The organism is Chryseobacterium cucumeris (genome assembly GCF_016775705.1).
GTDB classification, from domain to species: Bacteria; Bacteroidota; Bacteroidia; order Flavobacteriales; family Weeksellaceae; genus Chryseobacterium; species Chryseobacterium cupriresistens.
Genome location: NZ_CP068760.1, coordinates 1188779 through 1201678 on the forward strand (window position 1 = coordinate 1188779; position 12900 = coordinate 1201678).

A 12900-nucleotide genomic window follows, 5' to 3' on the forward strand; every position below is an offset into this window, starting at 1 on the left:
TTTTAATTATCTTGGTAAGCCTCTTTTCAAAGCTATTTCTGCTCTTTTGATCGCCATTTTCTCCTTCCAGTCCATGTATTTCTTTTTGAAATTAGACTTCATGATATCGTCAAATTTACGCTGTACGGTAAGATTCCATAGGGAATGTGCTTTTACAGCCCATGATTTGTCCCAGGCTCTTAAAGAAATTGAGAAACTTCCGTCCAGATATTTCATCCAATGCCACCATCCGGTAGGCATGAACAATGTATCTCCATGTTCAAGGAAACACTCAATTCCTTCCACACCATCCAGTGCAGGGAACTTGGTGAAGTCAGGATTTTCAATATCATAATCTTCCAGGGCATAGGTTGCATACGGAATCTGATACAGCCTTTCTTTCCATTTGTAATCAAAAAGAAGAATATGTTTTCTTCCGTTGAAGTGAGTATGGAAAATATGAGCCATATCAATGTCAAAGTGAAGGAACGTCACTGATCCTTTTCCACCAAAGAACATATTCGGATATTTATCCAGGAATCCTCCCATCAGGTCTTTGGGAGAAATATAATCTTCCAGTAATTTCGGGGCATATTTTATAGGGTCGAAGAGAAAAATTCTAAGATCGGTTGGCTCTCGCTGGATAAGATCTATATAATCTCCAAACTTCATTTTTGCTGCTGATGCATTGATGGGAGCCGAAGGATCTGCCTTTGAGCTGTCGTATAGCGGAACCTCCACATCTCCTACAACTTCCTTCATATATTCCATCGTCCATTTTTGATAAGCAGGCCACTTTTTTGCCATATTTCTGATGACAACGGGCCTTCTTGGCTTCAGATATTTTTCGTAGAAATCTTCTTTAGAAATGTCTTCTACAACATCTATAGGCTTTAAAATAATTCCCATTTTATAAATTTTATGTTACAAAATTATTAAATATATATATATGTACGAGTGTTTAATTTTTTTTTAATCTATGATTCAAATCAGATTTTCCTATTTAGAATAAGTAAAAATATCAATTTTCTTACTTCCCTTTAAAATTGTTGTTTATGCCTTCATTAAGACAAAACCTATTCATATTATGTTACACAAATCAAAAATTAATTTAACTCTTCTTTTGCAGAATCTATATGCCAAAGATCATCTTATCATGAAATAGATATCATAAAAAAAAGGGCGAATCGTTTTGATTCTTTTTTAATATATTTCTTTTTCATAGAAAAACAAAAGTTTAAAAATTATCACTATGTTTGTAGTGATAAAGATTTAACCTTTAATCGTAAAACTCATCTTTATAAAAAGTGTAACAAAAAACAATAACCATTAACTAATTGAGCAAATAATAAGTATGAAAAAAAATATTTCTTTATTTCTGATGCTATTCTTTACTGTGCTTACTTTTGCGCAGAAAACGGTTTCAGGAAAGATCACCGATGATGATGGGGTCGCGATACCCAGTGCCAGTGTGACGATCGAAGAGCCCGGCAAAGACGCTATTCTTGCTTACGCTATTACGAACTCAAAAGGAGAATATAAAGTAACCTTCACTTCCGCTGAATCCAATGTGGATCTGAAAGTGAAAGCGTTCAATCAGAAACCTCTTACAAAGCAAATCAGTAACAGCGATCAGACTCTGAACTTTAAAATGCAGTCTGAAGCTACAGAAATTAAAGAAGTACAGCTGAAAACCAAAATGATCACCGCAAGAGGTGACACCATTTCTTATGATCTTAAGGCTTTCAATAGTAAAAATGACCGAACCCTTGCGGATGTAATGAAGAAGATTCCGGGAATTGAAGTAAACAAGGACGGAACAATTCTTTACCAGGGGAATGCCATCAATAAATTTTACGTCAATGGAAAAGACCTTATGGAAGGAGGTTATGGAACCATCAACAACTCTCTTCCTAAAGATGCGGTACAGAAAGTAGAAGTTCTGGAGAACCACCAGCCGGTAAAAATACTTCAGGATAAAGTACCTTCAGACCAGGCAGCCATCAATATTAAACTGAAAAACTCTGTCACCATGACCGGGAGAGGTGAAGTAGGAGTTGGTTTAGAACCTTTCCTCTGGAATGTAAAATTAACCCCCATGTTTTTCGGGCAGAAAAGCCAATGGGTTGTCAATTATAAAACCAATAACACGGGTGAGCAAGTGGAAAATGAAGGGAATATTCTGGCTTTTGGAAGCTCATGGGAAGGAAGAAGAAGTAACATCTCGCAAAATAATTGGCTAAGTGTAGAGAATGCAAGTACACCAAATTTACCGGTGAAAAGGTATTTGATGAATAATGTTCACTATTTATCTGCAAATTATTTAACTAATATTGATAAAAAGAAAGAATGGGAGTTAAAGGTTAATGCAAATTATACAAATAATGCGGTGGAAAGAGAGGATTATAATGAAACAACTTATTTTCCAACTAATGACAGACCCCAACAGTCCACTGTGGTAATGAGTACCAGAAATAATTTTTATACAGATAAACTGAAGGGAGAATTGATCTTTACCAAAAATGCTAAGAAAGGGTTCTTTAAAAATACCACAAGTTTCAGCCAGTTCTGGAATGCAGACAGAGCATTTGCTGAAAGAGCAGGAAGATCAGGAAATCAAGGAGTGGAATCTCCAACATCATCTTTCCAAAACTCATTGAGTACAATTATTCCATGGGGAGAAAAGATGGTAAATTTCAAATCATATATTAATTATCAGGATGATCAGCAGACACTGAAAGTAGATCCGGCAAGTTATTTACAACTGCCATACAAACTTCCAAAGGTAAACCCGAACGATCCCAACGAAAAAGATAAATATGGTATTGTAAATTTTGCACCAGGTACTTTAGCACTACAACAGTTCAGATTAAAAACTTTAGATACCTCACATTCAGCAAATATTAGTTTTTCTAAAAAAGGATGGACATTCACTCCTCAGGTGGGATTTGATTTCTCTACAGATAAGCTAAATACAAACTTTGATGGGCAAGCAATTCAAAATCCTTCTGTGCCGAATGATGTACCGCCAAATTTCAATGATGGTATTTATGAAAACAACCTGAAATTTACAGAAATTGTTCCTTCTGCTTCGCTAGGTGTTAATTATAAATCTGAAGCTTGGAGTATTTTTGCAAATTTTCCAGCAAATTTCAATAGCATTAAAGCTGAAGATGATTTAAGAGGAGTTTCAAAATCACTAAATAAGACAACGTTTACTCCAAATGCTTTTATTCAGTATTCATTTGCTTCATTCTGGAAAGCAAGTTTGAATGGAAACATCAGCAATAATTTTGGAGATATTCAAACGGCTTATGCAGGTTACATGTTATTAAGCCCTAGAGGATTTAATGTAATGGATCCTAATAACCCGATACCTCAAATAACGTCAAAAATGGCAGGATCTAGAATTGAATACAGAAACCCATTAAACAATCTATTCTTTAATATTAATTATTCATTGAGTGATAGTAAAAGAAATTTGCTTTCTTCTCCAATTTTGGATGCAGCAACGGGGTCTACTTTAATCCGATACATTGAAAGAGAAAATCATTCAAAGAGTAATAGATTTAATGTTGAGGTTGGTAAATACTTCCCAAAATTCAAGACCAATGCTTCTGTGAGCTATGGAAATACATTGACAAAAAGTGATGCGTTCTTGGATGACACTCAATATTTGAGCAAAAATAATACTCAGACTTATGGACTTAAGTTCAATAATACCTATTTTAGCTGGGCGAGTGTAGATTATACACTTAATTTATCAAGAAACAAACAAGATAATATAGGCTTGAGTTCTAATCAGAGCAGGCTCGGTGTCAATACAGGATTTAATCACAATCTGGCAGTTTATTTCTATCCTATAGAAGACCATACGATTGGATTCAATTGGGATCAGGTGAATACAAGTGATGGAAGTAATAAATATAAGAATGCGTTCTATGATATTTCTTACCAATTTTCATGGTCTAAAAAGAAAATTGATTTTGAAATTAAATGGTTGAATATTGCTAACAGAAAATTCTTTGAAACCTATAATATCAATCAAACAACAAATAGTTCTTCTTACACGAAAATTCAGCTCCGCCCTAGTCAAGTGATGTTTACTGTAAAATTCAACTTTAAATAAAACAAAAAACCAATCCATGCGGATTGGTTTTTTGTTGAGATATATTGAGATGTTAATTAAAAACTTTGCTGGTCTGCTGAAGGCCCATAGCTTCCCGGCAAAGGAATATTGTTCAGCCTGTAATACACTCCTAGTTGAGCCCTGTGATGAGTAATCTGGTTTAAGGCATGGCGTATTGCCCCATATTTGCTCCAGCTTGCCAGCTCATGGCCGTCATTTTTAATCGTCCAGCTGGGATTCAGATCGTTTTCTGTACTGTTTTCTAATGCTGTTTTTGCTGACTGGTAATCATCTTCCAGTTTTTTCATCAGTTCATCTCTTGTAGAAAGAATGGTAGGTTTATAATCTCCTTTGGCAAAATCCAGTTCAGAAGTTTTTAAAATTGTGTTCGGCCATTCAAAAACTTCTACAAGATGGGTGGCAAGGGGCATCATTTTCATACTTTTTTCATGTGGAGCATAATCATTTTTTCCTTCAGGGAATAGTTCAATAAATTTTTTTGTGGTTTGAAATTCTCCCTCCAGTTCGGATTTTAATTGAGATAAAGTGTCCATAATATTTTGTTTTTTAGAAACTTAAAGGTAAGCGTTTTAAAAATGAAACTGTTCTAACAGAATCATAATTTTTTAAGTAGTAAAGATTGAAAAGGAAGAATATTTTTTACTGGAAAATAAAATTTGAAAAAAACTGTAACAAAAGAAGACATATGATTACTAATTATATAAACTTGTTACAATGAAAAAGTTATTCTCTATATTTTTGATCACTCTGTTTGCTTTTGCAGGCGCTCAGGAGTCGAAAGAAACAGCCAACCGTTTCTTTTATGAACTGACTTTTAAGCCTAAGAAAGATTCAGCAAGAATGGATAAAATCATTACCATTCTTGATATCACGCCAAAAAAATCAATCTATCAGGATTATACAATGCCCGCTCAGGATTCTATCATTAAAGTTCAGATAGAAGAAATGGAGAAAACCAAATCTTTTAAGGATATGACCAAGTTGATTAGGTGGCCGAAATTTTCCTATAAAATTATTAAGACTTATCCTGACATGAAAGTACAGTATGTAGACAGAATCAGCAGAAATCTGTTTTCATATGAAGACGATCCGAAGCTGCAATGGAGTATTCTACCAGATAAACAAAAAATAGGCGCGTACAATGCTCAGAAAGCAACTACTGAATTTGGAGGAAGAACATGGACAGCATGGTTCAGTTCGGATATCCCTTTTCAGGATGGACCTTACAAATTTAAAGGACTTCCAGGGCTGATTGTAAAAATTGAAGATGGTGATAAAAATTACTCATGGCAGTTAAGCGGCAATAAAAAAATAGAAAACTACGAAGAATTATCTTATGCTGATAAGATTAATGCCAAAATGGGAATGATGAGCAATACAGTAACGCCTACATCAAAAGAAAAGTTTCTTAAATCTTATGAAGGATACAAAGCAGATCCTTTTGCAGAATCCCGTCCATATATGACTGCAGAGAATATGAGCAGACCAATGCCAGGAACAGATGGAACTGTAGGTGACTTTATGAAAAGACTTGAAAAACAAGTGAAAGATTTCTTCGGATCTAATGATAATCCAATAGAAAAAGAACAGCCTTCTGACAAGAAGAAAAAATAAGACTTCATATCAACTAAATTATATTTTGAATCACCCCAGATACAGCAATGTGTTTGGGGTGATTTCTTTTATGCTAAAACGTTATTTAGATTAAATTTAAATAGCGTATATTTGCAGGACTAAAAATTAGGCTTTGAAAGAGAAAGGATTACATAAATTAAGTGGATTCCCTAAAAACAAAATGGGGAAGATATTGGGATATGATAACGACCATCTTAAAATGCCCAATAAAATTATTGAAATGGGACTTCTTCCGGAGACCATTTTCAGAATTTTGTATCAGGCTCCGTTCAGCGGGCCAATGTATGTAGAATTTGGAGCAGAAAAAAGCCGGATTGCTCTTCGTGAGGAAGAAGGAGATTACATCATTGTTGAAGAATTGAATTAATGCAGGAAAACAAGAAAAAACAGATACTTTTAGTCGGGAATCCTAATGTAGGAAAGTCAACGGTTTTCAACACGCTTTGCAACAAAAAGCAGAAGACCGGTAACTACGCCGGCGTTACCGTTGCAAGTCATTCGGGGAACTATGTTTACAAAAACGAAGAAGTAGAGGTTATTGACCTTCCAGGTTCTTACAGTGTATACCCGAGTTCAGAAGATGAGGCTATTTTTTCCAAATATCTTATTGATGAGCAGAAAAACTATGCAGGAGTTGTTTATATTCTTGAAGCATTAAGTTTAAAAAGAGGACTGCTTCTGTTTCAGCAGATTCAGGATCTTGGAATTCCTATGATATTGATTGTCAATCAGATTGACCAGGCAGAAAGAAGAGGAATCACTATAGATATTCAAAAATTTTCCGAAGCATTAGGGATAAAAATTATTCAGACCAATGCCAAAGAACAGATCGGAATTGATACAGTAAGGGAAGCTGTTTATAATAACGAGTTTGTAAAAACAGATCAAGTTTCTTTCGAAACCCCGAATGAACACAGAGATTTTATTCAGAAACTGGCGGCACATAAAGGTTTCGATAATGAATATAAAGCCTGGATGAGCCTTTCATTGGGAACTGATCTTGGAAGAATCAGCGGAGTAATGGAACAGCTGAATGAACCGGATTCTAAAAGCTTAGTACCGAAAAGGCTGCAGGTTCAGGAAACCGTAAGAAGGTATCAGAATGTGGACAAAATTCTGGCTGATGTCATCTCTAAAAAGGCTCAGTTCAAAGAATTATTAACCGAAAAACTGGATAAAGTTTTAGTTCATAAATTCTGGGGTTATGTAGTCTTTTTAGCAATTCTGCTGATTATTTTCCAAAGTGTTTTCTTCCTTGCAGAATATCCGATGAGCTGGATTGAAGATGCATTCTCCTGGCTGGCTGCATTTACCAGCGAACATCTTCCTGAAGGCCCCATTAATTCATTGATTTCAAATGGAATTGTTCCTGGTATAGGAGGAATTGTGGTTTTTGCACCACAGATCGGAATTCTTTTGTATTTCCTTTACCTGCTCGAAGATTCAGGATATATGGCAAGAGTAGTATTCCTGATGGACAGACTGCTGCGCCCCTTCGGACTTAACGGTAAAAGTATAGTTCCGCTTGTATCAGGAACTGCCTGTGCAATTCCTGCGGTGATTTCTACAAGAAACATTGAAAATGTAAAAGAAAGATTGCTGACCATACTCGTAACACCATTCATGACATGTTCTGCGAGACTTCCGGTATACAGTATTATCATCGGACTGATTATTTCAGAAGGAACATTTTTAGGAATAAAATATAAGGCACTGGTATTGATGGGGATGTATCTTCTTGGCTTCCTGGTCGCTTTATTCTCCGCATCAATTCTCAAAAGATTTATTAAAAGCAAAGGAAAAACATATCTCGTAATGGATCTTCCTGCTTATAAAAAGCCGCTTTTCGGATATGATTTTAAAATGGTTTTAGGAAAAGTATGGGAATTCATTACGGGAGCCGGAAAAATAATTTTCATCGTAAGTATCATTATCTGGTTTTTAAGCTATTTCGGGCCAAGCCAAAAAACAAATGAGTTTGTAGCCACAGACGTTCACCTGGATCATTCTTACCTTGCTAAAATGGGTAAAGGAATAGAACCTGTAATTGCTCCTCTTGGTTACGACTGGAAAATGGGTGTAGGAATTCTTACAAGTTTCGTGGCAAGAGAAGTCTTTGTGGGAACAATGTCTACGCTCTATAGCCTGGAAGATGATGCTCCGGAAGTGAAAGTAATTGATAAAATGAGAAGAGATGTAAAACCCAACGGAGAAAAAGTCTTCAGTTTTGCAACCGGAATTTCGGTGCTTCTTTTCTACGCATTTGCAATGCAGTGTGTTTCTACACTTGCAGTAGTCTACAGAGAAACCAAAAGCTGGAAATGGACCAGTTTTCAGGTAGTCATGATGACAGGTTTGGCATATTTTGTGTCGATGATAGTATATCAGATTTTAAAGTAATGGACTCATCATTAATTATTCAGTACGTACTTATTTTTTTAATTGTAGCATTCGCCTGCTATTCTTTATTTAAAGTACTTAAAAAGAATTTCGCTCCAAAGAAATTCAGCTCCAAAAGAACCCACTGCGATAAAGATTGCGGCTGTTCTTAATATTGGGTTCAACGGATATTGAAAAAAATGTAGTAATTTCATTTTTTCTAATATAAATTATTCGGGTTGAACTTTTTAAAAGCAGGATCATTAATAGTATTTTCTTTACTGGGCATTTTCGGAAAGGCACAAACAGATACCATAAATACCAAGTCTTACGCAGACAAGGTAATGATTCGTGTGAATCTTGACACCAATATTGAAAGCTATGTTTTCTCATCAGGAGAAGGTAAGAATGCGTTCAATATGGACCTGTCTATCAACAATAAAACGAAAACATCGTTTTCAATTGATTATAGAATAATAAGTGTGACAATATCATTTGCTCCCAGATTTTTAGAGGGAAATAATGATGATGAAATGAAAGGGAGAAGTTCTTACTCCGACTTAAGCTTCAGATTTTTTCCGGGAAGATTTATCCAAAATGTTTATTATAAAAATGTAAAAGGCTTTTATGTGGAAAACATGAAAGAATTATCTCCGGAATGGCAGGAAGGAAGAGATACATACATTCAGTTTCCTGATTTAAGGGTACAAACCTTTGGCGGGTCTACATCCTATGTTCTCAATAAAAATTTTTCAGCAAGAAGTATCTATACACAAGGAGAATGGCAGAAGAAAAGCCGCGGAAGCTGGGTACCGTTTATAGATTATGATCTTACTATTTTCAGAAATACTATTGACGGAGTTAAAAGCAAGAATACACAATATAATATAGGAGGCAATATTGGATATTTCTATAATTGGGTTATTGGAAAAAAAGTAAATATTTCACCTCATCTGGCTGTTGGGATTGGAGGTAAATTCTCCAGTTACAGAGAGCTTGATAACGGATCAACAAAACAAAATGCCCAATATGCAACTATAAGAATGCAGGGCGGTCTTCATGTGGGTTATAATACTGACCGGTTTCTGTTCGGAGGTAAAATAAATTTTAAAAGCTATGCCTACGATCAGAAAAACAGCCAGAGTGTAGAGAATAATAACCTTTATGGACTGTTATATATAGGGTATCGTTTTGCGCCACCGAAAATTGTGAAAAATACCTATGATAAAGTCCAAAAAAAGATTCCGGTTTTATAAGTTGAAGGGTCTTTTAAGTATCTTTGCGTTGGAAAATTTAGAGAAAACAAAATAAATTAAAAAAACATCATGTCATTAATAAAATCTATTTCCGGAATTCGCGGAACCATTGGTGGTAAAGTAAATGATAACTTAACACCGCTGGATGTTGTAAAATTCGCATCCGCTTTCGGAACCTGGCTTCAAAATAATAAAAACAAAAAAGATCTTACTCTTATCATTGGAAGAGATGCCAGAATTTCCGGCCAAATGGTTTCTTCCTTAGTTACAGCTACATTACAGGGATTGGGGATTAATGTGATAGATCTTGGCCTTTCTACAACTCCGACTGTTGAAGTAATGGTGCCTGAGCTGAATGCAGACGGAGGAATTATCCTTACCGCTTCTCATAATCCAAAACAATGGAATGCCCTTAAATTATTAAACGAAAAAGGAGAATTCATCAGCGGTGAAAACGGTGCTGAAGTTCTGGCTCTTGCAGAAAGTGAAGACTTCAACTATGCAGAAGTTGATGATCTTGGAAAATATGAAACAAGAGACGATGCTTTCGATATCCATATTCAGCAGATCCTGGATTTGCCAATGGTAGATGTGGATGCCATCAAAGCGAAGAACTTTAAGGTTGTTCTGGATGCGGTAAACTCTACAGGAGGGATTGCTATTCCAATGCTTTTGGATAAATTAGGTTGTGAAACCGTTAAATTATATTGTGAGCCAACAGGCCACTTCCCACACAACCCTGAGCCTTTAAAAGAACATTTGGGAGATATCTGCGAATTGGTGAAGAAAGAAAATGCAGATTTGGGAATCGTTGTAGATCCGGATGTAGACAGATTGGCCCTGATTGATGAAAAAGGAGAAATGTTTGGGGAAGAATACACCCTGGTTGCCGTTGCAGATTACTTACTGAAACATAAAAATGGAGTAGCTGTTTCTAATCTTTCTTCAAGCCGTGCTCTGAGAGATGTGGCACAGACTCACAACTCAGAATACTTTGCGAGCGCTGTAGGAGAAGTAAATGTAGTTACTCTGATGAAAGAGAAAAATGCTGTCATTGGAGGAGAAGGAAATGGAGGAATTATCTACCCTGATTTACATTACGGAAGAGATTCTTTAGTGGGGGTTGCACTGTTCTTAACGCATCTAGCCAAAGAAAATAAAACTGTCTCTGAACTGAGAGCAGGATATCCGGGCTATTTCATGGGTAAAAAGAAAATAGAGCTGACACCGGAGATTGATGTAGATGCTATCTTAAGCAAAATGGAGCAGGAATACAAGAATGAAGAAGTTTCTACAGTAGATGGTGTAAAAATAGACTTTGAAAACAACTGGGTTCACCTTAGAAAATCCAATACAGAGCCAATCATCAGAATTTATACTGAAGCTCAATCTCAGGAAGAAGCCGATCAGTTGGGAGATGATATCATTGCTAAAATCAAGAGTTTAATCTAATAATATAGGAAGAACGGGCATATTGTCCGTTCTTTTTTATATCAGAAATGTTTGAACATATCAAAGACAGATTTCCTTTCCCCAAAGAAAAGTGGAGAAAATTCCTGGGCAGTTTCCAGCGTATGGAAGTCCCTGCCAAGACTTTGCTTTTAAAAGAAGGTGAAGTTTCCTGCAATGCCTATTATATTGAAAAAGGCATGGTAAGAGCCTGGTACAATAACGACGGAAAAGATGTTACCTTCCAGTTTTTTCTTGAAAGTACCATGTTTTCATCCCTTGAAAGTTTTAAAAAAGGCCTGCCGAGTATGGTGTCATTTGAGACCATAGAACCGTGTATTTTATACAGAATCAACAAACCTGATGTGGAAGCCTTCTTAGAAGAAGTTTATGAAAATCCAGAGCTTAGAAATTTCTTTATGGATGCTCTTTTTGAAAGAGTATTCGATTATATGAAACATTTCTTTTCATTCATTAAAGACTCACCACAGCAGCGATACCTGAACCTTGTCAGGCAAAAACCGGAAATTATCAAAAGAGTTCCGCAGCATTATATAGCTTCCTATCTTGGGATTACAACCGTACATCTCAGCAGAATCAAAAGTAAAATATTGAAAGAAAGATTGAAATAAGCGGGAAGATGGAAGCCGGAAGCCGGAAGTTTAAAAAGAAACTGCATAAATTCTGACTCATCTTAAATGCAATGTTCGCAAAGAATAATATGTATTGTTGAATACGATCGCAAAGGCGTTCCACTCAGTAAGGGTTGCTATTCTTTGCTGAACGAAGTGCCCTTGCGAACAAATAATAACAATATCATGTTTCCTAGCGACCGCAGCGTTTTAACTCTATTACCGTCTTTATAAACCCCCAGCTTCCTTTCCCAAAATCCAAAACTCATAACAAATGTTATCGCTTCGCAGCCTTCTTCCCTCCTAATTTTACGTAAAAATTAAAAAGAATGAAAGCAGCAGTAGTATTTGAAAAAGGAAGTATTCCACAATATGCAGATTTTCCGCCCCCTGAAGTAAAGGACAATGAAATTTTGATTTCTGTAAAAGCAGCGTCGATTAAAAACCTCGACAGGGCCAGAGCAGGTGGAAATCACTATTCAACTGAAAACCAGGAACACCAGCCGACAGTTATCGGAACAGATGGAGCAGGATATCTTCAAAACGGAGATAAAGTGTATTTTTTCAGCAAAAAAGGAACCGTAGCGGAAAAGGCAGTGGCTGATAAAAAAATGATCATTCCCATTCCTGAAAAACTGGACTTTTCTTTGGCGGCCGCATTACCCAATGCAATAATGGGATCCGCAATGGCCTTAAAATTCAAAGCAGGATTGCAACCGGGAAATACTGTACTGATTAACGGAGCAACTGGAATTACAGGGAAAATTGCCGTTCAGGTGGCCAGAATATATGGAGCAGGTAAAATTATTGTTACCGGTAGAAATGAAGAATCTCTGCAGTCTTTGCTTGAATTAGGTGCCGATGAGGTGATTTCGCTCAGGCTGGAAGATGATGATTGTAAGCAGAAAATAAAAGAAATTCATATGGAAACTCCTATAGATATTATTATAGACTATATCTGGGGGCATTCTGTAGAAGTTATACTATCAGCTCTTAAAGGAGACGGAACTTTTTCGCATAAAACAAAACTCATAACAATAGGAGGAATGAGCGGTGATATCGTTCAGCTGTCTTCACAGATCCTAAGAGGAACCGATATTCAGATTTCAGGATCAGGATTGGGAAGCTGGACTAAAGAAGAATCTCACCTCCTGTTCTCAAAAATCATCCCTGAAATGTTTCAGGCAGCAACAGAAGGAAAAATTAAAATGGAAACACAGGATGTTGATATTAAAAATATCGAAACTGTATGGAATGCTGAGATACAAAGTGGAAAACGCCTGGTCATAAGAATTTAACCCCAATTTCCGTTTTTTTATCCACAATCCTTTTATCGGTTTTCTTTTTTTACTATTTTTATAATAGAAATTTATGAAATGGAATATTCAAAAAAAAGTTGCAACTTTGCATAAATATTTGA

10 protein-coding genes are annotated in these 12900 nt (G+C 36.0%); 8 read left to right on the plus strand and 2 right to left on the minus strand.

From position 1 onward, the window contains the following. Positions 1-6: 6 nt before the first annotated feature. Positions 7-888 carry a cupin-like domain-containing protein gene (locus JNG87_RS05350; protein ID WP_110008924.1) on the minus strand — a complete coding sequence of 294 codons (882 nt, stop codon included), beginning with the start codon at positions 886-888 and terminating at the stop codon, positions 7-9. Positions 889-1333: 445 nt separating this feature from the next. On the opposite strand from JNG87_RS05350, the gene JNG87_RS05355 reads away from it, so the two are divergent. Beyond that, the gene (locus JNG87_RS05355; protein WP_202842232.1) at positions 1334-4108 is read left to right on the plus strand and encodes a carboxypeptidase-like regulatory domain-containing protein; all 2775 of its coding nucleotides are present in this window, start codon (positions 1334-1336) and stop codon (positions 4106-4108) included. Positions 4109-4164: 56 nt separating this feature from the next. Here JNG87_RS05355 and JNG87_RS05360 read toward each other — a convergent pair whose 3' ends face one another. Further along, on the minus strand, positions 4165-4662 hold the full coding sequence (locus tag JNG87_RS05360; protein ID WP_062672748.1) for a DinB family protein: 498 nt from the start codon (positions 4660-4662) through the stop codon (positions 4165-4167). Positions 4663-4843: 181 nt separating this feature from the next. On the opposite strand from JNG87_RS05360, the gene JNG87_RS05365 reads away from it, so the two are divergent. The 7 genes from JNG87_RS05365 (at position 4844) to JNG87_RS05395 (ending at position 12778) form a co-directional block, all read left to right on the plus strand. Further along, positions 4844-5743 carry a GLPGLI family protein gene (locus tag JNG87_RS05365; protein ID WP_202842234.1) on the plus strand — a complete coding sequence of 300 codons (900 nt, stop codon included), beginning with the start codon at positions 4844-4846 and terminating at the stop codon, positions 5741-5743. A 133-nt stretch (positions 5744-5876) separates the two neighbouring features. Continuing rightward, positions 5877-6131 carry a ferrous iron transport protein A gene (locus JNG87_RS05370; protein ID WP_082798751.1) on the plus strand — a complete coding sequence of 85 codons (255 nt, stop codon included), beginning with the start codon at positions 5877-5879 and terminating at the stop codon, positions 6129-6131. Then, the gene (feoB, locus tag JNG87_RS05375; RefSeq protein ID WP_202842236.1) at positions 6131-8164 is read left to right on the plus strand and encodes a ferrous iron transport protein B; all 2034 of its coding nucleotides are present in this window, start codon (positions 6131-6133) and stop codon (positions 8162-8164) included. The genes JNG87_RS05370 and feoB overlap by 1 nt, the downstream gene beginning before the upstream one ends. Positions 8165-8382: 218 nt before the next feature. After that, entirely contained in the window at positions 8383-9399 is a 1017-nt protein-coding gene (locus JNG87_RS05380) for a DUF4421 family protein (protein WP_202842238.1), read from the plus strand. A 69-nt stretch (positions 9400-9468) separates the two neighbouring features. Then, positions 9469-10851, plus strand: coding sequence for a phosphoglucosamine mutase (gene glmM / locus JNG87_RS05385; protein WP_110008918.1), 1383 nt, complete (start codon positions 9469-9471; stop codon positions 10849-10851). A 47-nt stretch (positions 10852-10898) separates the two neighbouring features. Then, on the plus strand, positions 10899-11480 hold the full coding sequence (locus JNG87_RS05390; RefSeq protein WP_202842240.1) for a Crp/Fnr family transcriptional regulator: 582 nt from the start codon (positions 10899-10901) through the stop codon (positions 11478-11480). Positions 11481-11809: 329 nt separating this feature from the next. After that, on the plus strand, positions 11810-12778 hold the full coding sequence (locus JNG87_RS05395) for a zinc-binding alcohol dehydrogenase family protein (RefSeq protein ID WP_202842242.1): 969 nt from the start codon (positions 11810-11812) through the stop codon (positions 12776-12778). Positions 12779-12900 lie beyond the last annotated feature (122 nt).